The organism is Paenibacillus sp. J31R34, from assembly GCF_059383715.1.
Genome location: NZ_JBXENU010000007.1, coordinates 157,592 through 177,361, shown reverse-complemented (window position 1 = coordinate 177,361; position 19,770 = coordinate 157,592). Strand labels below are relative to the sequence as shown.

The 19,770-nt window shown below is 50.0% G+C and carries 16 protein-coding genes; 9 read left to right on the top strand and 7 right to left on the bottom strand.

Annotation, left to right across the window (positions count from 1 at the left end; all coding sequences use genetic code 11):
• Window positions 1-29 precede the first annotated feature (29 nt).
• Window positions 30-938 (top strand): ArsR/SmtB family transcription factor, encoded by a 909-nt coding sequence (locus AC50YG_RS20110; protein ID WP_473762039.1) that lies wholly within the window; start codon window positions 30-32, stop codon window positions 936-938.
• A gap of 106 nt (window positions 939-1,044) precedes the next feature.
• On the opposite strand, the gene AC50YG_RS20105 is transcribed toward AC50YG_RS20110, so the two are convergent.
• The 3 genes from AC50YG_RS20105 to AC50YG_RS20095 form a co-directional block, all read right to left on the bottom strand.
• Window positions 1,045-1,518 carry a C40 family peptidase gene (locus AC50YG_RS20105; protein WP_341281630.1) on the bottom strand — a complete coding sequence of 158 codons (474 nt, stop codon included), beginning with the start codon at window positions 1,516-1,518 and terminating at the stop codon, window positions 1,045-1,047.
• Window positions 1,519-1,824: 306 nt separating this feature from the next.
• A complete protein-coding gene (odhB, locus tag AC50YG_RS20100) occupies window positions 1,825-3,078 on the bottom strand; it encodes a 2-oxoglutarate dehydrogenase complex dihydrolipoyllysine-residue succinyltransferase (RefSeq protein WP_494829046.1) in 1,254 nt (417 codons plus the stop codon).
• Window positions 3,079-3,083: 5 nt separating this feature from the next.
• Window positions 3,084-5,960 carry a 2-oxoglutarate dehydrogenase E1 component gene (locus AC50YG_RS20095; protein ID WP_494829044.1) on the bottom strand — a complete coding sequence of 959 codons (2,877 nt, stop codon included), beginning with the start codon at window positions 5,958-5,960 and terminating at the stop codon, window positions 3,084-3,086.
• A gap of 567 nt (window positions 5,961-6,527) precedes the next feature.
• Here AC50YG_RS20095 and AC50YG_RS20090 point away from each other — a divergent pair.
• From AC50YG_RS20090 to AC50YG_RS20075, 4 genes are all read left to right on the top strand, one after another.
• Window positions 6,528-7,238, top strand: coding sequence for an S-layer homology domain-containing protein (locus AC50YG_RS20090; RefSeq protein WP_494829041.1), 711 nt, complete (start codon window positions 6,528-6,530; stop codon window positions 7,236-7,238).
• A 268-nt stretch (window positions 7,239-7,506) separates the two neighbouring features.
• Window positions 7,507-8,070, top strand: a complete 564-nt coding sequence (locus AC50YG_RS20085) for an HD domain-containing protein (protein ID WP_494829037.1) — start codon at window positions 7,507-7,509, stop codon at window positions 8,068-8,070.
• A complete protein-coding gene (locus AC50YG_RS20080) occupies window positions 8,067-9,023 on the top strand; it encodes a 3'-5' exoribonuclease YhaM family protein (protein ID WP_473762028.1) in 957 nt (318 codons plus the stop codon). Before AC50YG_RS20085 ends, AC50YG_RS20080 begins: the two co-directional genes overlap by 4 nt.
• A 97-nt stretch (window positions 9,024-9,120) precedes the next feature.
• Window positions 9,121-10,047, top strand: coding sequence for an HNH endonuclease (locus AC50YG_RS20075; protein ID WP_494829033.1), 927 nt, complete (start codon window positions 9,121-9,123; stop codon window positions 10,045-10,047).
• 115 nt (window positions 10,048-10,162) lie between these two features.
• Here the strand turns inward: AC50YG_RS20075 and AC50YG_RS20070 are convergent, their stop codons facing one another.
• The 3 genes from AC50YG_RS20070 to AC50YG_RS20060 all read right to left on the bottom strand — a co-directional run bounded on the left by AC50YG_RS20070 (window position 10,163) and on the right by AC50YG_RS20060 (window position 12,806).
• On the bottom strand, window positions 10,163-10,555 hold the full coding sequence (locus AC50YG_RS20070) for a DUF4190 domain-containing protein (protein ID WP_341281637.1): 393 nt from the start codon (window positions 10,553-10,555) through the stop codon (window positions 10,163-10,165).
• Between the two features lie 123 nt (window positions 10,556-10,678).
• Window positions 10,679-11,500, bottom strand: a complete 822-nt coding sequence (locus AC50YG_RS20065) for a WYL domain-containing protein (RefSeq protein ID WP_494829030.1) — start codon at window positions 11,498-11,500, stop codon at window positions 10,679-10,681.
• Window positions 11,487-12,806: a helix-turn-helix transcriptional regulator gene (locus tag AC50YG_RS20060; RefSeq protein ID WP_494829027.1), complete on the bottom strand. Its 1,320-nt coding sequence runs from the start codon at window positions 12,804-12,806 to the stop codon at window positions 11,487-11,489. Before AC50YG_RS20060 ends, AC50YG_RS20065 begins: the two co-directional genes overlap by 14 nt.
• Before the next feature lie 233 nt (window positions 12,807-13,039).
• Here AC50YG_RS20060 and AC50YG_RS20055 point away from each other — a divergent pair, with 233 nt between their 5' ends.
• Together AC50YG_RS20055 and AC50YG_RS20050 are read left to right on the top strand one after the other, a co-directional pair.
• A complete protein-coding gene (locus tag AC50YG_RS20055; protein WP_494829375.1) occupies window positions 13,040-14,500 on the top strand; it encodes an RtcB family protein in 1,461 nt (486 codons plus the stop codon).
• Between the two features lie 531 nt (window positions 14,501-15,031).
• Window positions 15,032-16,150 carry a slipin family protein gene (locus tag AC50YG_RS20050; RefSeq protein ID WP_494829022.1) on the top strand — a complete coding sequence of 373 codons (1,119 nt, stop codon included), beginning with the start codon at window positions 15,032-15,034 and terminating at the stop codon, window positions 16,148-16,150.
• 17 nt (window positions 16,151-16,167) lie between these two features.
• Here AC50YG_RS20050 and cysK read toward each other — a convergent pair whose 3' ends face one another.
• Window positions 16,168-17,106 (bottom strand): cysteine synthase A, encoded by a 939-nt coding sequence (cysK, locus tag AC50YG_RS20045; RefSeq protein WP_494829020.1) that lies wholly within the window; start codon window positions 17,104-17,106, stop codon window positions 16,168-16,170.
• A 395-nt stretch (window positions 17,107-17,501) separates the two neighbouring features.
• On the opposite strand from cysK, the gene AC50YG_RS20040 reads away from it, so the two are divergent.
• Entirely contained in the window at window positions 17,502-18,293 is a 792-nt protein-coding gene (locus tag AC50YG_RS20040) for a nucleotidyltransferase domain-containing protein (RefSeq protein ID WP_494829018.1), read from the top strand.
• A gap of 58 nt (window positions 18,294-18,351) precedes the next feature.
• On the top strand, window positions 18,352-19,770 hold the full coding sequence (locus AC50YG_RS20035) for an RtcB family protein (protein WP_494829016.1): 1,419 nt from the start codon (window positions 18,352-18,354) through the stop codon (window positions 19,768-19,770).

Below are 19,770 nucleotides of genomic sequence, written 5' to 3'. Positions count from 1 at the left end.
CGATGATAAGGGAGAGGAGGGTGAACAAGATGATTAAAGCCAATACAGATATAGCTTGGCTGCCGCTCTATGAGGCGCTGTCTAGCCATGTGCGGCTTCATATTATAGATTTGCTGGCAGTAAGCCCGATGAATGTCAAAGAGCTTGCAGAGGCGCTGGGACTCAGCAGCGCGATTGTGACCATGCATATCCGCAAGCTGGAGAAGGCGAATCTCATTGAGACGAAGATGGTGCGCAAGCAGGGAGGCACGCATAAAATATGCACGCTCGCCGAGCAGCATATTGAAATCGAGCTGCCCCATCACACACGAGAAGTGAAAAAAATGCATGAGAGCACGGTGCCGATTGGACATTACACCGAATATGAAGTGCATCCGACCTGCGGCATCGCGACGGTGGAGAAGGCCATTGGCCAATTCGATGACCCGCGCTTTTTTCTAGAGCCGGAGCGGATGAATGCGGGCATTTTATGGTTTGGCCGAGGATACGTTGAATATAAAATCCCTAATTATTTGCTGCCGGGGCAGCGCCCGAGCGCATTCGAGCTTGTGCTGGAGCTGGGCTCCGAGGCTCCAGGCTACAATCCGAACTGGCTGTCTGATATCAGCTTCAGTCTAAATGGAACGACCATTGGCAAGTGGACAAGCCCTGGTGATTACGGGGGGACCCGCGGCAAGTTTTCTCCTTCCTGGTGGCATAGCAACCTGAATCAATATGGCTTGCTCAAAGTGATTCGCGTGCAGGAGGATGGCACCTTCGTGGATGGGCAGCAGGTAAGCGACACTAGCGTGCAGCAGATTACACTGGATCGCAATCACTGGACGCTGCGCATTGCGGTAGATAAGGATGCTGCGCATGTAGGCGGCCTTACACTGTATGGCAAGGGCTTTGGCAATTACAATCAGGATATCATGTTCCGGGTTTATTACGAGGAATAAGCACATGAATAAAAGCCGTATCGCAGTCAGGTTGGGGGAGACTCTGACGATTGCGATACGGCTTTTATTTTGTAGAGGCGTTTGTGTGAGTTAGAGCAAATTGGTGCTAAAGCACGCGACGTGCCGTTGCGTAATTTTTGCTCCACCAGCTGGAGCTCAAACTCGTAACGGTCACTCCAGGGGCACCGTATGTATGAATAATTTGATTATTGCCGATATAAATGCCGACGTGATGAATAGGAGAATAGAAGAAAACGAGGTCGCCAACCTTCAAATTGCTTCGAGATACGAACGAGCCGACTTTTGATTGATCCTTCGAGCTTCTCGGCAAAGAAACGCCAACCTTGGCAAAAACATATTTGGTGAAGGAAGAGCAGTCAAAAACGCGAGTCGAACTAGTGGGAGCGCTGAATTGATAAGGTGTTCCCATAAAGCCCTTTGCCACCGAAACGATCTTGGATTGGGTGGAGGCGGATGCCGCATAAGCTGCCGGTGCTTGTGTAAAAGGAACAGCAGATAAAGTAAGCGATGCGGTAAGTGCAAGGGATGCAGCCAGTTTACCAAAACGAAGTTTTTTCATGATGTGAATGCCCTCTCTTCTCTGGGTTGATAGCTTGTCTATTAATATGTTCTTAGCTATACAATACCACAATTAAAATTGAGAGTAATTTCCTCTGAGACCATAAAACTAGATTTAATGGTGTTTTGATACCAATTGTTAAAAATAGATGAGAAACTTCTCATTCAAATTCAGGCTTAAATGAGAAGAATGATGAATGATTACGCATTCATTAGTTATTTTTTGTAAGTAAAAAATAACCCCCATGACCTTTAAGGCCATGGGGGTTATACGTGTCATAATCTATTCGTTCACCGCTAATGCTTATTAACCTTCAAGCAGAAGCGTTTCTGGATCTTCAAGCATTGCTTTCACTTTAACGAGGAAGCGTACCGCCTCAGCGCCATCTACGATGCGGTGATCGTAGGAAAGGGCGATGTACATCATTGGACGGTTCTCGGAGCGCTCAGCATCGATAGCAACTGGACGAAGCTGAATTTTGTGCATGCCCAGAATACCAACTTGTGGAGCGTTAATGATTGGCGTGGACAGCAGCGAGCCGAACGTACCACCATTTGTAATTGTGAATGTACCACCTTGCAGGTCAGACAATCCGAGCGAGTTCGTACGGGCTTTGCCAGCAAGGTCAACGATTGAACGCTCGATTTCAGCGAAGCTCAGGCGGTCCGCATCACGAACAACCGGAACCACAAGACCTTCTTTAGCCGATACGGCAATACCGATATCGTAGAACTGCTTTACAATAATATCTTCGCCTTCAATTTCAGCGTTCAGCAGCGGGAACTCTTTCAGAGCGCCAACGACAGCTTTCGTGAAGAAAGACATAAAACCAAGACCAACCTCATGCTTGTCGAGGAACGATTGTTTCCGGCGTTTACGGATATCCATAATAGCGGTCATATCGACTTCGTTGAACGTTGTCAGCATTGCTGCTGTTCTTTGAGCTTCAACCAGACGATTCGCAATCGTTGCGCGGCGACGCGACATCTTTTTGCGCTCGTAAGGCTTGGCCGATTGGAATTTAGGCGCAGCTGGCGCTTTAGCGGCAGGAGCAGCCGGTGCTTGCGGCGCTGCCGGCTGTGTGCCATGCGAACGAACATCATCGGAGCTAACGCGGCTAAGCGGATCGCGGGATTGAACCTGTGTCAGGTCAATGCCTTTTTCTCTTGCGAGCTTTCTTGCAGCAGGGGAAGCGGCAACTTGACCGCCTTTGCTGTCTGCTTCTGCTACAGGAGGCGCGATAGGTGCTGCTTGCGCCGGAGCTGCTGCTTCAACAGCTGGTGCAGCCTTCGCCGGCTCAGCTGCAGGAGCGGATGGAACTGCTCCACCTGCCGCAATGGAGCCGATAGCTTCGCCGATTTGAACGGTATCGCCTTCGCTGCGTGTAATCTCTTGAATCGTGCCATCCTGCTCGGCGCTGATCTCGATGTTGACTTTATCAGTTTCAAGCTCCAGAAGCACATCGCCTTGCTTAACCGAATCTCCAACCTTAACAATCCACTTGGAAATCGTGCCTTCCGTAATCGATTCTCCCATTGCGGGTACTATAATTTGTTGCACAGTAGCTACCTCCCTGAGTTGTATGTCAATGACGGACTATGTTTCAATGTTTGCAAAATAATATGCTGCTGCTCAAAAGCGTGTACTTGCTGGAAGCCGCTCGCTGTGCTGGAACGCTCGGGGCGTCCAATGTAGCTTACGCTTGTACCATCAGGCGCAATCGCGCGGATGCGCGGATCGGCATAATGCCAGGAGCCCATGTTTTTCGGCTCTTCTTGAACCCACACAATTTCCTTCAGTTGAGGGAAGCGGGCGATAATTTCAGCAATTTCCTTCTCAGGGAACGGATAAAGCTGCTCGACACGAATAATGTGCAGCCAATCGAGGTCCTTCTCTTGTTCCTTCTCAATGGCATCTTCAAGGTCGATTGCAATTTTACCTGTGCACAAAATCAGGCGCTCTACGCGCTCTGGCCTGCTGCCAAGGTTCGGCTGCTCAACGACCAGCTTGAACGAGCCATTGCTAAGCTCGGAAACGTTGGAAGCGACGCGCGGGTTACGAATCAAGCTCTTAGGAGCCATAATAATCAATGGACGTGCGGCTTCGCTTTCCGTTATGGAAGCTTGGCGGCGCAAAATATGATAATACTGCGCAGCGCTCGTCAAGTTGGCAACCGTCCAGTTTTCCTCGCCTGACAGCTGGAGGAAACGCTCCAGACGTGCGCTGGAATGCTCAGGCCCTTGGCCTTCATATCCATGCGGAAGCAGCATGACGATGCTGGATTTCTGCGACCATTTCGAACGGCCTGCGGAAATGAACTGGTCAATAAGCGTTTGAGCGACGTTGGTGAAATCGCCGTATTGCGCTTCCCAGATGACCATCGTTTCCGGCGCGTGTACGTTATAGCCATATTCAAAGCCTAGCACAGCAGCTTCGGAAAGCGGGCTGTTATGAATGGCGAACGATGCTTTCGCATGCGGCAATTGGTGAAGCGGGCAGAAGGTATCGCCTGTTACTGCATCATGCAGCACGAGATTGCGGTGAGCAAATGTTGCGCGCTCGACATCTTGGCCGCTAAGCCGGATCGGCTTGCCATCAGCAAGAATGGTTGCGAAGGCAAGCGTTTCCGCATGGCCCCAATCAAGCTTCTCGCCTTCGTTCAATGCATTCGTGCGGCGCTCCAAAATCTTCTGCAGCTTCGGATATACAGTGAAGCTGTCAGGGAAACGAAGCAGCTCAGCATTAATTGATTGCAGCGTTTCAATGGATACAGGGGAAACGGAAGTCGTGTTATCCTTTTCTCCTTGCAGTCCTTGTGTCTGATGAACAGGCTCTTGGCCATCACGAGCTTTCACTTCGTCATAAGCTGATTTCAGGCGGTCTACGACGCCTTGCTTAAGCTCTGCTACTTCAGCCTCTGTAATAGCGCCAGCAGCAATCAATCTATCGGAGTAGATCGTGCTTACCGTTGCATGAGCCCGTACTTTTTTATAGATAAGAGGTTGAGTCGTTTCCGGATCATCCGTCTCATTGTGTCCATATTTACGGTAGCCAATTAGGTCAACCAAGAAATCCTTCTTGAAAAGAGTACGATATTCGCTGGCCATCCGCGCTGCAAAAATACAAGCTTCCGGATCATCAGCGTTTACGTGCACGATTGGAATTTCATAGCCTTTGGCTACATCGCTTGCGTATTGCGTCGAACGGGAATCATGGCTTTCTGTTGTAAAGCCAATGCGGTTGTTGACGATAACATGAAGCGTACCACCGCTTGTATAGCCTTTCAGCTGAGCGATATTCAATGTTTCCGCTACAATGCCTTCACCAGGGAATGCTGCATCACCATGCATAATGATGGAGGCAGCTGAATCCAGGTTGGTTACCGGATAGCCAGGCTTGCTGCGATCATCCTGTGCTGCACGAGCGAAGCCGCCGACAACCGGGTTGACGAATTCAAGATGGCTCGGGTTGTTCGCAAGCGTAATGCGGGTTTCAACCGTTTCGCCAGTCTTGAACGAACGATTGGCGCCCAAGTGGTATTTCACATCACCAGTCCAGCCATAGTTGATGCCGATGGAGCCCTCGGACGGGATAAGCTTCTTGTTCGGCGAGTTGTAGAACTCGGAGAAAATTTTGGTATAAGGCTTGCCCAGCACATGCGCCAAAATATTAAGGCGCCCACGGTGTGCCATCCCCATCGCAATTTGGCTCACACCGTCATTCGACAGCTCGTGAACCAATTCATCAACAATGGCGACAAGCACGTCGTTGCCTTCAACGGAAAACCGTTTTTGACCAACAAAGGTGCGCTGCAGAAAATCTTCAAATTGCTCTGCTTCGAATAGCTTGACGAGCAGCTTCTTGCGTTCTTCCTTGTTGAGTGCAGCAGAAGGCAGCTGGCGTTCAACACGCTTCTTGAGCCAAGCACGCTCCGCTTCATCATGCACATGGCTGAATTCGAAAGCAAGCGTGCCTGTGTACGCTTTAAGCAGCTTCTGGATAGCTTCCCATGCATTAGCAACATCGGAAGGAGCATTCGTCCATACGAGCTCAGCAGGCAAAGCCAGCAGATCCGTCTGTGTGATGCCATACGTTTCAGGACTCAGCATCTTCGTATTCGATTTAGGTCCGATATCGAGCGGATCAATATCAGCCGCCAAATGGCCGAATGCGCGAATGTTCCATACGAGCTTGCCGGCAGCGACCAAATTTTGAAGCGTTTTCGCATCGATCGAAGCAGTGCCTACCGTTTGTGGTGCAGCGGCAGTTTGGCCTGCTGCATAAGCAGGCGGCTCGCCAAAGCGAGTAAACAAATCGCGGTATTCAGATGTTACCGTTTCAGGGTTTTGTTTAAAAAGCTCATATTGTTCTTGGATGTACCCATAGTTGGGACCATAATAGCCTTCCCACGGGTTTTGGTTAGTTTCATTGCCAATCGACATTTTCGACAGATACCTCCGTCATTGAATTTTGTAAGTTTATGGACGGAATCAGAACTAGCATATGACTTCATTATAGTACAGAACGACATGGAAACTTAAATAACGATTATGTATCATAACTATCTTGAAAATAGATCAATCGGAATGCCGCCAGTCCATCTTCTCAGTCTCTCCCATTTATCGGTTATTCAAAACCGAATGTTAAGGGCTTTGAGCAAAAAATGTATGCCCTTTCAATTTATACGAAGCAGCCTGCTAAAAGTTTCAAGTGTCCATCTTTATGGGCGACGAGAATTTTCTCTTTTATAAGTTGTCCCCTTAGCTCAGAAAAGGGCCTGACGGCGTGTTTTTTTTTCAACACGTACCACGAGTTAATCAAGGTCCTTTTTTTTATTGCAATGGACGTGTAGGCGGTTTGAAGGATTAGTGCTGCTCATGCGGCAAGCGGCCATCTGTTTCTGAGCTAAGGGGATAACCGCCCAAAGCGAAAGGAGACTGCAACCTTTTTGAAACAGGCATCGTTTATAGGATTAGAACGCGTTCAACAACTAAAGGAGATTGATTCTAATGAAGAAACGTATCGCAACAGCATCTATTTCTGCTGCCGTGGCTCTATCGGTAGCGCTGACAGGTCAGGCTTTCGCAGCAAGTTCATTTCAGGATATCGCAACCTCCCCGCAAAAGGCACAAATTGAGACGCTGCAAGGGCTCGGCATTGTAAATGGCGTATCGCAATCGCTGTTCCAGCCGGAAGAAAACTTAACAAATGCACAAGGTATTTCGCTTATTGTGAAGACAACGCAAATTAGCCTTGCCGCCATTTCATTTAATAAAGCTCCAGAAGCAGAAGGCATCTTTGAGCATGTGAAAAATAATGCCTGGTACGCGGACAGCTTCATCATTGCGCACTACAACGAGCTCGACATTCCGGCTAATATTGATCCGAATGCGCCAATGACGCGCGAGCAATTCACGCATTACCTCGTACAGGCGCTGGAAAAGACCGGCCAATATCCGTTGATCAAAATGTACGTCGTTATTTCGGATGAGAGCGACATTACGACTGAATATCAAGGCACCATACAACGCGCTTTGCTGTACAAGCTTACTGCCTTGGATGAGAAAGGTGAATTCCATCCGCAGCAAGTTTTAAACCGTGCTGAATCCACCGCCATGCTGTACAATGCGCATCAATTCATTAAAGAGCACAATGAGCAGCTCGAAGCTGAGACGGGTGACCAGTCTCTTGAAGAGCAAGGGGTAAAGCCAGCACAGTAAGAAGCGTTTAGAAACGACACAATGAGCCTCCAACCCGCTGTAAGAAGTGGGCTGGAGGTTTTTTTGCTGCGTTTATGCCATGAAAACGCTATTTTATTGATGGATTTTTCCGTTCAGGCCTAAACGCGTGCTTGTTTGCATATACAGGAAGATGCTAGACTAAAGTTATAGGGAATTTATCTGAATAACTCCGGCTTTTTCAACATAAAAAAACACGATGCATCTATAGATAAAGGCAGGACGATCTCGAACCTGGAGGTGTACATTCATGAGCCTGATTCAAAAAGCGATTGATTACGCAGCGGTGCTGCATGGGAATCAACTTCGTAAAGGGTCAAATATTCCTTATATTTCACATCCGTTCGGTGTGGGTATGATATTAATGGAGGCTGGTTGCCAGGCGGAGTGGGTTGCTGCGGGCATTTTGCATGATACGCTCGAAGATACGGAGGCGACGGAGGAAGCGCTGCTGGAACGTTTTGGCCCGGAAGTGACGCGTATTGTCGTTGGCTGTACGGAGCCCGACAAATCCTTATCTTGGGAAGAGCGGAAGCAATATAAACTGGATTATTTGAAAAAGGCACCGCTCGATATCAAAACGGTAGCCTGCGCGGATAAGCTTCATAATATGGGCTCGACGCTTGCGGCCTATGAGCGGGAGGGCGAGAAGGTATGGGAACGCTTCAACCGCGGCAGAAAGCAGCAGGAATGGTATTACAAGGCGGTGGCAGACAGCCTCGGCCATGAAGGCGGCTTTCCGCTGCTGGATGTTTTAAATCAAAAAATTGAGGCGATGTTTGGTCAAAGGGAAAGCGGGGACAGGTCATTATGACATTGATTAACCAACTGGTGAGCGGAGACGATTTTACCGGATTTTATTTACTTAGAGAGCTAGAAGTGAAGCAGACAAACGGGGCAACGCCGAAAGATTATTTTGACATCGTATTATGCGATGCCAGCGGCCAGCTATCCGCTAAATATTGGGATGTATCAAGTGCGGATAAGGAATCCTTTTTCCCAATGGGACTGGTGAAAATTCAAGGCAACGCCCACACCTACCGGGAGAAGCTGCAAATCAAAATTTCGCGCATGCGCAAGGTTACGGAAGAGGACGGGGTAGCCCTGACGGATTTCATCCGCTCCGCGCCGGTTCGTCCAGTCGACCTCGTGCATACGATTAAGCAGGTAACCGCCAGCATTGCCGATCAGGAAATTCGGACCATCGTCACGTATTGCGTGGATAAGGTCGAGGACAGACTGATGCATTATCCGGCTGCGAAAACGCATCATCATGCGTATTTTGCCGGGCTTGCTTATCATATTGTGCGGATGCTGGAAATTGGCGCTTTTATTTGCAAGCAGCGTCCATTCCTGAATGCCGATTTGATCAAGGCAGGCATTGTGCTGCATGATATTGCCAAGCCTGAGGAGATGGTCGCCCAACTCGGCATCGTTTCCGAATACAGCCTGTCTGGCAAGCTGATGGGACATATTTCGCTCGCGTCCAACTGGATTACGGAAGCAGCTATTCGCTGCGATATTGATCTGGAATCGGAAAAGGTGCTCGGCTTGCAGCATTTGGTGCTTTCCCATCACAATTTGGGCGAATGGGGCAGTCCGGTTCAGCCTCAGACAGCTGAAGCGGTTGCATTGCATCATATTGATGCTATGGATGCCAAGCTGCAAATGGTCGAGGATGCTCTGGATACGACGCCAGATACGGAACCATGGACCCCATTTATTCGCGGGCTAGAAAATAAGCCTATCTACCGGATGAAGCTGTAAATCTACTTAAATCAATAGGCAACAAACATATCTATAAAAATTTGAGGTGACAATAACGGGTAAGCAGGCTCACGCTTGCTAGGCCCGTACAATACCAATGGCAGAAATCATACAAACGCCGATCAAGCAGTGTGCGTACTGTAACGAAGACAAGCCGCTTGGCGATTTTTTGCGCCGTACCGGCCGGCGCTCGGGTCCTGACTCGCGGCGCGGCGCCTGCCGCTCCTGCAGGAAAGAAAGGGCGAGCTCGCAGGCCGCGCCAGTAGCTGTTGTGGAGGCGCCAGTTGTACAAGCAGGCGCCGCAGATGAGTCTAGGCCGGAAACGGCGTCTGCTGGCGTCCTGAAGAAGTCCCGCAGGAAACGCGGCGGGAGGAGAAGGCGGGCGAAGGCTGCAGCGGCAGTAGCCGCCGCAGCGGAGCAAGCCGCGAAGGAGACGGGCGGCAGGGAAGCTGCGAAAGCCAGCGCAGCCGCCCCGAAAGCTGGTGCCCAGCCGCTGGTAACGGATTCAGCGGCGGTGGCGGTGGCGCAGGAGTTCAGCGCGGCGAGCAGGCCAGGCGCCGTACGCAAGCCGGAGAAGAAGGCGCCGCGAGCGAAGACAGCTGCCCGCTTGCCGAAGCAGCGTCCTCTGCCTAAGCCGTCGAATCATTCGCCGACGGATCCAACCTATTTGCGTCCTTCCGGGCAAGGCACGGTATGGATGAGGGGCAAGACCGATAAGGGCAGGCAGTGGTATCAGGAAATTGAACTGGAGCTGGCCGTTATACTCGTTAACGAGCATGCCGCCGTTGTCGTGAATCGCCGGACAATTCGCAGGCTATTCAGCAATAAAGATTTTCGCAAATATATTTTAACGCGGGATAATTATACTTGCTTCTTCTGCAAGCAGTATGGGGATACGATCGACCACATGCTTCCGCGCGCCAAGGGCGGCCATACGACGCCGGACAATTGCGTTTGCGCTTGCCATATGTGCAATCAGTCGAAGGCAGACAAAAACCTTGAGGATTTTATGCGGGAAGTGTAGCTCCCGCATACGAAATGCGCCAACATACGAGCGTGCAGCAATCGCTGCGCGGTATGTTGGCGCTTATTTGTGAGTATGGAAGAGTTGGAAGTGGGGATAGAGCTGGAGCCAGCCTCTACAAGTTTAATGCGTTGACAAGCTGGATGGAGGCATTGTAGTAGCTTTCGTTCCAGCTATAGTTGTACATGCTGTCCTCGTAGCTCAGCATGCCAATTATAAAAAGTAAAAACAGCAGCAAGCTGAGGAATAAGCTAATGGCTCCGCAAATGAGGCCGGCAATCGCCATACCGCGTCCTTGCTCGCGCGTTTTGGGAATTTGATTCAGCGAAACGATACCCATTACGATCGCGACAATGCCGAGCAGTATACCAATGAATGGAATAAAGGATGTAATGCCGCAAACGAGCGCGGCAATTGCAGCACCATTCGTCTTCTGCACAGGTGGCTGGAATGGTGGCTGAAATGGCGCATGGTTTTGATAGTTATGCCCATTGTTATAGTCGTTCAAGGGTGGTTCCTCCTAAGCTTGGAAATATGATGAAATCAGGGTTTCCATCATTATACGTCTCTTTTAGCCCGAAGGCTATACATTACTTGGCAATGAGTGGGACAAAACGGGCTTATCGAGCGATTATTCTGGCTCAATGTCTACCTTCGCTGCTCCATATCTTGCGAGCGCAAGGGAGGACGCCTCCCGCATGCGTCGCTGCAAATAATCACCTTGGGTCACTTTAATCCGCTTCCCGAGAAAGCGGATTTTCGACAATACATATTCGGCTTCATTGTTAGGAAATGTCAGCTTGATCGTATAACGATTAAGCTGGTCATCGTAGGAGACAGCTTTCTCAAAGCAGGAAAAAGCATACAAAATCCGCGACAGCTCCGCATTATACATTTCCACAACCTGAATGATGGCGGAAGTGCTGCGTTTAGCGAGCAGTGCCTGGGTGGAGGCGGTAAGCTGTATATAACGCTCGGGCAGGCAAGGTACATCTTCAATAGCGAGAATCGTTTGCAGCTTCGTGCTCATTAGTGACCTGTGGCGCTGATGGTACCAGAGCAAATACCATTCTTTTTTTACCATGGAATATTCCAGCTTATAGGGCAAACCGAATTGGTGATTGTTCTGTCTGCCGTTTTTGATCATATAGCTTAGCTTGATCTGGTTGCGCTGCATAATCGAGCGTCTAAGCTGGCGCAGCAGCGGATGGTACACTTGCAGCTCTTTGCTGGCGGCTTTCTGAATGAGCGGTCCGGCGGTTTCCATCACGCTGTCCTGCTCAAGCAGGCTTTCGAGCTTCGCGAGTGTTCCAGGCGCAAAAGCCTGCACCGCTTCAGGATGCTGCAGCATCGCCTTGAGCCAGCTTCGTTCATTCCCGGTCACCATAAAGGTGCCGGAGTCTTCAAGGCGGGACATGAGCTGATAGTTGAAAATTTTCTCAAACGGATTCATAGTAGCCAGCAATCTCCTTCCATTCGTCAATCATCTCTTTGCGCAAATGGAGCGGCTCCAGCACCTCACAGCTTGAGCCGAAGCTGCGCAGCCAAGGCCTTATTTCGAATGTGCCGTTCACTTCAATCTCATATAAGAAAGAATCTGCCCCAGCCTCCTCGCTAATGCGTCCCCACTGGCCCTGCAGCAACACGCGTTCCTTAATGAAGTTTTGCGGTGCTCCTACAGGATGGAAGAAACGGGCACGCACCGTAACGGTTCTTCCCGTATCAATGAGCCAGCTTTGCGCCGTGCGTGCTTCCAGCTGCGCCAGATGCTGCTCAAATTGCTCCTGCGGCACTGCTTCGCCCTCCTGAATTTGCGTCATGCCTTCCATCCTGTATTTCACAATGACTTTGTCCGCGCGGAAACCGAGCAAATACCAGCGTCCATACTGGTGGTCATATACGACTTTAATCGGTATGGTAACCTCCTCCTTGCCCGTTGTATCGCGCTCGAACAATGGGTTGGTGTTTCGGGAGGCGTAGCTGGTTTCTTTTTTCGGTGAAAAATACAGAAATTTCACCTTGCGGCGTTCGCGAATGGCCGCCAGCAGGCTAAATAAATGGGCTTCATCCAGCAGGCGGGAGTAGAAGTGGTATTTATATAAAAAAGCGTCCAGCGTCGCTGCGTTCTCCTGCGTGCGCAGCAAATGCTTCTTCAAGCTGTCGCGAAGCATATAGCCCTGCACGGAAGGGACATGCGTATTCGCCATGACATCGGCAAAATCGTATAAATCCAGCAGCTCATCCTCCGTCAGCTCCTGCACCAGCTCGTTTGCCAAGCGGTAGCGGTACGGGCGAGGCCCTGGCTCTTTGCGGATGACGCCGACCTCCTCCAAATATTTTAAATCGCTGCGAATCGTTTTTTCATCCGGTGGCGCCAGCTCAGCGGGTATATTGTCGCAGCAGGCGTCCATCAACTCCATGGCAGTTAGTGCACGACCGCTTTGCAGCGCTTCCAGCAGCAGCGAAATACGCTTGCTTTCGGTCTCCTTCAGCGACTTGGCGCGGAATAGAAAAAGCAGCATATGATCGGCGGAATCGAAATAGCTATAGCGAACCGTCTCGGCAAATTCCTTGCCTTGTTCCTCGGGAAGCTGCTGGTAGACGGCGTTTACAATTTCTTTGAGCTTTTTAATCGTTTTGTCAAATGTATGAATGGAGATGCCGAGCCGATCTGCGAATTGCTGCCGATTGTAGGCCCCGCTCGTCAAGACAAGCATGCGCAGAAACTGAATCTCTTTATCGAAGCTTTCTTTAGCCACCTGTGTTCCCCTGCCTTCCAGCTTACTCTCGCTATCTATTGTTTTATTCTATGGAGGATTAGTAGCGTTGTCAAAAAAGACCATAGGCGCGAATATTCGTTATATTTTTCCTGCTCGTAATACTTTCGCCATGTTCGCGGGAGGGATTTTAAGGCAAAATCAGATCTATAAGGAAGGCCACGGAGCGTCAACGACGCGATCAGGATGAAGGAGGAACGGCAATGACCAATACAATGAATAACCAAGCGACTGCCAATAAGGCAGCAGAACAGGTGCTACAAAAGATTATTCAGCTTAAAGGAACCAATCACCGCGAGCTCAGCCTTCCGAGTGGAAAGCTGCATGTATTTGCAAATGATGAAGTATTTGCAGCACTTGAGCCTAATGCCTATACGATGGCGGACAACAATCTGCGAATCCCGCGCAATCAATATATGAGCTATACGCCAGATGCGCACATCGGAGTAGGAACATGCATTGGCACAACAGCGGTGTGGAATATGAAGGACGGCTTTATCTCGCCGTCGATAGTCGGCTCAGATATTGGCTGCGGGATGCGGGTTCACACAACGCCGCTGCATAAGCGAGATATTCAAGATAAAGAGGTACGCCGAGCACTGATTAGTGCGATTGAAAAATACGTGCCAACCCATGAGCGGACGAATACGAATTATGAGGATATCGACATTATGAGCGTTGTGCAGCATGGGCTTAAAGGGCTGCCAGACAAATATGTGCCGAATGAGCAATGGCTGACACATGTAGAGCAATCGGCATTCGCCTTTGATCATAAAGCATTGGAGCATTTGCCGCCGCGTATTAAGCGCAGTGCCCACGGGCAGCTTGGATCGCTCGGCAACGGGAACCATTTTATTGAGCTTCAATATTTGGACATCAACGAGGAATACAGCGAATTGGCGAAAAAATGGGGCTTGTTCGACGGCCAGGTCGTCGTCATGATTCATTCCGGTTCGCGTGCATGGGGCGCAATGGTTGGCCGAGAACACAACAAAGTGATTAAAGAAGCGATGAATCAGTGGGGGATTAGTAGCCCCGATCCGAATTTGGTGTATGCCCCGATTGCAAGCTATGAAGGGCAAATGTATTTGAACCTGATGTATTCGGCGCTGAACTTTGCCGTCAGCAACCGCCATATGATTGCTTTTGGCGTCCAGCAAGCGTTCAGGGATGTTTTTGGCCCTGAGATGCAGCTGCCTGTGCTGTATGATCTCATGCATAATTACGCGCTGAAGGAGTTTCACCGCAAGCAGCCGATGCTTGTTCACCGGAAGGGCGCGACGCGCGCGCTGCCGCCGAACCATTTTCTAAATACGCCTGCTTATAAGGAGACGGGGCATCCTGCCCTCATTCCAGGCTCGATGGGAACGGCATCCTATATTATGGTCGGCAAGGATGAGGGCTTAAAAAACTTTTATTCCATCTGCCATGGAGCAGGCCGCGCCAGATCGAGACGGGCGACAAAGCAGCTGGTCACCGTCGATCAATTCGAGCAATCGCTGCGCGTCGGAAGCGACGATGAGATTTTGGTCAACCACCGCTCGCTGCAAGACATTCTCGATGAATGCCCGCAAGCCTACAAGGAGGTGGATCAAATTATCGACAGTGTGGTCGGCGCATCGCTTGCCGCTGTCGTTGCCAAATGCCAGCCGATGGCTGCCATTAAAGGCACTTAACACTGCTATTTAAGATAACTTCAATAATAGATTGGGCTGCTAGCTTATGGCTTTGCCATGGCATGGATTTCAATAGGATCCAGCAGTACGAGTGCACGCTGTGCGCTTGTGTGCTGCAAAGTGCATGAAGCTTCATCCCCACCAGCTTTAGAACTTGGGTTCGAATCCCAACCGTTTTGATACGGAGCATTGGAGCAGCTGTAGCTATGCTATAGCACACATCAACTCCCTTCCGAGGAGCGAAAAAATTAGAGACTCTTGCAGCAGGAATGCTCATGCCGGCCTGTACGGCGGCGCTGCGGCACGGCTATGCAATCGGTGGATACCGAGCAGGGTAAGCGGGTACATTTTGCGGTAGGCAGAGCGAAGGATCGGCCGGTTGAAGTTGAACGCAGCTGTATGCTTCGCAGAGCACCGCACAGATTACTGCGCCTAACGATGCTCTTAAGCCTGATTCCGCTTTATCCGCAGGAAGCATTCCTGATTGTAAGAATCCCAACTGATCAACCAACCTGAATGAGGTGGCTTTATATGACGACTAAAATCAAAAATCCATTGATTATACAAGACGACGAGCGTGCGCTGCTGTTCCGTAAAGGCGGTTACGTTAAGCTTTTGCAGCCAGGCAAATACCGCTTGTCCGCATGGCGCGAGGAAACGGTGATTGTGCTGAATGTAACGAAGCGTTTTCAAATTCCAGGCAAGGATGCCGAGTTGTTTCTGCATGATCAGGAGCTGCTCGCCCAGCTGACAATCGTTGAGGTGCAGGATTATGAATACGTGCTGCACTATGTGGACGGCAAGTTTAGTGCCCTGCTGACGGCGGGCAAGCATATTTTCTGGAATGTGCTGAAAAAGCACACGTTCATTCATGCGGACATCCGCCAGCCTGAGATTGGCAAGGACATTAATCTCGCGATTATGTCGAAGCTAAATGGCTACTACCAGTGCGTGGAGGTAGCGAATTATGAGACGGCGGCGCTGTTTTACAACAATGTCATGCAGCGCGAGCTGGCGCCGGGCAAATATTATTTTTGGAATGGCCCGACGACGGTGCTCGTCCGCAAAACGGATCTCCGCCAGCAGCAGCTTGATCTCACTGGTCAAGAAATGATGACAGAAGACAAAGTAACGCTGCGGCTTAACTTCGTCTGCCAATACAAAATCACCGATCCGCTTAAAGTGCTGATGATCAAATCATTTGAGGATCAGGTGTATATTGCGCTGCAGTTGATTTTGCGGGAGTATGTCGGTACGCTGCGCCTCGATGACCTGCTGAAGATGAAGCAGGAAATTGCCGCTTTCGTGCTGTCACGCTTGAATGAGAAAGGCGATGATTACGGCGTCCAGTTTCTGTCCGCTGGCGTGAAGGATATTATTTTGCCGGGCGATATTAAGGATATTATGAACACGGTGCTCATTGCGGAGAAGAAGGCGCAAGCCAATCTCATTACCCGCCGCGAGGAGACGGCTTCGACCCGCAGCCTGCTGAACACGGCTAAGCTGATGGATGAGAATGTGACGCTGTACCGTCTCAAGGAGCTTGAATTCATGGAAAAGATTTGCGAGAAAATCGGCACGATTTCGCTGTCCAGCGGCGGCAATATGCTGGAGCAGCTTAATTCGCTGCTGAGCGCAAAGCATGAGTGATAAGGCGAAATCCAATACTAATCGATAGAAGGGAATAGCGATGTAGATAAATAACGCTCTCCGCTGTCAGGAAGCACAACGACGATGGTTTTGCCTGCATTGTTTGGTCGGTTGGCAATTTGTGCTGCTGCATATGCAGCAGCGCCGGAGGAGATTCCGGCCAGCAGGCCCTCGGTTCGTGCAAGCAGTCGTGCAGTTGCAAACGCATCTTCTTTTTTAACTTTGAAAATTTCATCGACATATTGGCTGTGGAAGTTGTCTGGAATAAATCCGGCGCCAAGTCCCTGAATAGCATGTCTGCCCGGCTTGCCTCCAGATAGTACTGGCGAATCGTAGGGCTCGATCGCAATAATTTGCACAGCGGGCTTACGTTCCTTCAAGAGTCTCCCTACGCCAGATATGGTACCGCCTGTTCCTACACCAGCAATGAAAATATCAACTTCACCGTCCGTATCGCGCCAAATTTCTTCTGCGGTCGTGCTGCGATGAGTTTCCGGATTGGCCGGATTATTGAACTGCTGGGGGATAAAAGAATTTGGCGTCTCGGCAGCAAGCTGCTCGGCCCGTCTAATAGCGCCCGTCATGCCTTCCGCTTCTGGTGTTAAAATCAGCTCGGCACCAAGCGCAAGCAGCAGCTTTCGCCGTTCAATGCTAAACGTTTCAGGAAGGGTAATAATTAGCTTGTAGCCAAGAGCTGCCGCGGCAAAAGCTAATCCGATTCCGGTATTGCCGCTCGTTGGCTCGATAATGACCGAGTTTTTATGAATGAGTCCTTTTTCTTCGGCATCTTTAATCATGGCAAAGCCTATACGATCCTTTACGCTTCCAGCTGGGTTTAAATATTCCAGCTTTGCTAATACAGTCGCTTGCAGGTTTTGCGAGTTTCCATAATTAACAAGCTCAAGCAGCGGCGTATTTCCAATTAGTTCGGTTAAATTTTTATGAATATTAGCCAAATTTTCTCCTCCTGCTTTGTTTAATCCTACTATTTAACTATGATTTAAACAGTACTAAATAATCAAATGATTTGCAAGGCAGCAGTAACCATCATGAATTAGTTAAAAATGGGTTGACAAATGCTGGGGACGCGAGTAAGATAAACGAAATAACTTGAAGGGAGGCCGAAACAAATGTCCGTAAATATGATGATTATCCTACAAACCAATTTCATATCTATCGTCCATGCGGGTCGGCCTCAGCGGAACCAACTGCTGTAAGTCGAAGGAGTATAGGTCAGCTGTGCGCTGTCTATACCGACTTGCAATAGCTCTATTCACTTAAGAAGCTATGGACGATGCTCGAATGTCCGTGGCTTCTTTTTTGTTGCCAAAAAAACAAAGGAGGGCTTCGGATGAGCGATTATAAAGCTAAAATAGCAGCCGAGCTGCGACAAATAGAAGTGGAGGAACGCGTGCGTATTGTGTATGCCTGTGAGTCAGGCAGCCGCGCATGGGGCTTCCCGTCGAAGGACAGTGATTACGATGTAAGATTTATTTATGTACGGGAGACGAATTGGTATTTATCGATTTTTGAGCAGCGCGATGTGATTGAACGCCCGATTAGCGACATGCTCGATATTAACGGCTGGGATTTGAAAAAAGCGCTGAATTTATTCCGCAAATCGAACCCGCCGCTGCTGGAATGGCTGCAATCGCCGATCAACTATTTGGAGGAGACGACGATAGCGGAGCAAATTCGAGAGCTGCTCCCGGCGAGCTTCTCGCCGCGCTCCAGCATCTATCATTACCTGCATATGGCGAAAGGAAACTTTCGTGAGTATTTGCAGGGCGACCAAGTAAAAATCAAAAAATATTTCTACGTGCTGCGCCCAGTGCTCGCCTGCCAATGGGTTGAGGAACGTGGCGGCGTACCTCCCTTGTCCTTTGAGGAGCTGGTGCATGAACTGCTGCCGGAATCGTTGCTTAAGCATGAGGTGCTGACGCTGCTTGAACGCAAGAAAGCGGGCATTGAGCTGGATTTGGAGCCGAAAATCGGCGTAATTAACGATTTTCTCGCTAGGCGCATCGCCTATTACGAGGAAGTGGCAAAGCAAGCGCCAGCTTCGGGGCAGAAGCAGGATCAAGCGCTGGATGAACTATTTCGCTCGGCACTCCGGGAAGTATGGGGGCCGGGCGCGGAATAGGGCGACAGGTAAGGCGGCAGGGCGCAGCCGCAGCATAGGAAACGAGGAAATTTAGATTATGTTACAAAACTATTATCAACAAGTGAAGCTGCCTTCGGGGCAGGTGCATGTATATGCGGGGCCAGAGCTGTTCGCGGCGCTGGATTATAAGGTTTTTGAGCTGGCAAACAACAATTTACAAATACCGAATCAAGTTTATATGGGTTACACGCCTGACGTTCATGTTGGCGTTGGTACGTGCATTGGAACGACCGCGGTATGGAATATGGAGGACGGCTACGTCTCGCCTTCAATTGTCGGAAGCGATATTGGCTGCGGCATGCGGGTTCATATGACCAATTTGCACAAGGACGAATTGAAGGATGTGAAGCTGCGCCGCAAGCTGGTGAAGGCGATTGAGAAATATTTGCCGATGGAAGAGCATGGGCGGGGCCATTTTTCAGATATTCGCTTAGAGCATGTTGTGAAAAAAGGATTGCATGGCTTGCCGAAAAAATATATTCCGGACGCCTATACACCTCGTAAAGCGACTTCGCTGACGCATGTGGAAAGCAGCAAATTTTATGTAGAAGGCGGCGCACTCGACTTGTTCCCGGAACGGGTATGGCATCGCTCGCATCGCCAGCTCGGCACGCTTGGCGGCGGCAATCATTTTGCTGAAATTCAGGCGATTGAAATTCCCGAGGAAAACCGCGAAATCGCGGAAGCCTGGGGCTTGAGCGACGGTCAGGTCGTCATTATGATTCATTCCGGCTCACGTGCATGGGGCGGCTCGGTCAGCCAATATTGCAGCAGCAATATGACTAAAATGATGAAAGCCGAAGGGATGGGCACCGCTGATCCCAAGCTGGTGTTCGCGCCGCTTGCACATCCACTGGGCAAAGATTATGTAGAGCTGATGTATTCTGCTCTGAACTATGCGGTCGTCAACCGTCATCTGATCGCTTATGCGATTCGCGAGGCGGGGAAGGATGTTTTTGGCAGCAAATTTGAAATGTCGACGCTGTATGATCTCATGCACAATTATGCGTGGGAGGAAGAGCATGATGGGCATTCGTATTTTGTTCATCGCAAAGGGGCGACAAGAGCGCTCCCCGCGCAGCACCCGGATAACCCAGAACCATACAGGGAAACCGGGCATCCGGCGCTTATTCCCGGCTCGATGGGCTCCTCCTCCTACATTATGGTGGGCAAGCCGGGAGGCCGCGACAATTATCACTCCATCTGCCATGGAGCTGGACGCATCCGTTCGCGGAGTGCGAGCAAACGACTCATTACAGTTGAAGAGTTTGCCGCATCGATGCGGGTAGGGCTGGAGGATGAAATTGTTCTCAACCAGCGCTCGCTGGAGTCGATGGTCGATGAGTCGCCGCAGGCGTACAAGGATGTTGATCAAATTATTGAGAGTGTCGTTGGTGCTGGACTGGCCGAGGTTGTGGCCAAATGCAAGCCGCTGGCTACGATTAAGGGGGCTTAA

Excerpts from the sequence above, each read along its gene's own strand:
- AC50YG_RS20075 (WP_494829033.1), top strand. The coding sequence starts at position 9,121 with ATGGCAGAAATCATACAAACGCCGATCAAGCAGTGTGCGTACTGTAAC.
- AC50YG_RS20040 (WP_494829018.1), top strand. The coding sequence starts at position 17,502 with ATGAGCGATTATAAAGCTAAAATAGCAGCCGAGCTGCGACAAATAGAA.
- AC50YG_RS20085 (WP_494829037.1), top strand. The coding sequence starts at position 7,507 with ATGAGCCTGATTCAAAAAGCGATTGATTACGCAGCGGTGCTGCATGGG.
- AC50YG_RS20105 (WP_341281630.1), bottom strand. The coding sequence starts at position 1,518 with ATGAAAAAACTTCGTTTTGGTAAACTGGCTGCATCCCTTGCACTTACC.
- AC50YG_RS20035 (WP_494829016.1), top strand. The coding sequence starts at position 18,352 with ATGTTACAAAACTATTATCAACAAGTGAAGCTGCCTTCGGGGCAGGTG.
- AC50YG_RS20080 (WP_473762028.1), top strand. The coding sequence starts at position 8,067 with ATGACATTGATTAACCAACTGGTGAGCGGAGACGATTTTACCGGATTT.
- AC50YG_RS20110 (WP_473762039.1), top strand. The coding sequence starts at position 30 with ATGATTAAAGCCAATACAGATATAGCTTGGCTGCCGCTCTATGAGGCG.
- AC50YG_RS20050 (WP_494829022.1), top strand. The coding sequence starts at position 15,032 with ATGACGACTAAAATCAAAAATCCATTGATTATACAAGACGACGAGCGT.
- AC50YG_RS20055 (WP_494829375.1), top strand. The coding sequence starts at position 13,040 with ATGAATAACCAAGCGACTGCCAATAAGGCAGCAGAACAGGTGCTACAA.
- AC50YG_RS20095 (WP_494829044.1), bottom strand. The coding sequence starts at position 5,960 with ATGTCGATTGGCAATGAAACTAACCAAAACCCGTGGGAAGGCTATTAT.
- AC50YG_RS20090 (WP_494829041.1), top strand. The coding sequence starts at position 6,528 with ATGAAGAAACGTATCGCAACAGCATCTATTTCTGCTGCCGTGGCTCTA.
- AC50YG_RS20065 (WP_494829030.1), bottom strand. The coding sequence starts at position 11,500 with ATGAATCCGTTTGAGAAAATTTTCAACTATCAGCTCATGTCCCGCCTT.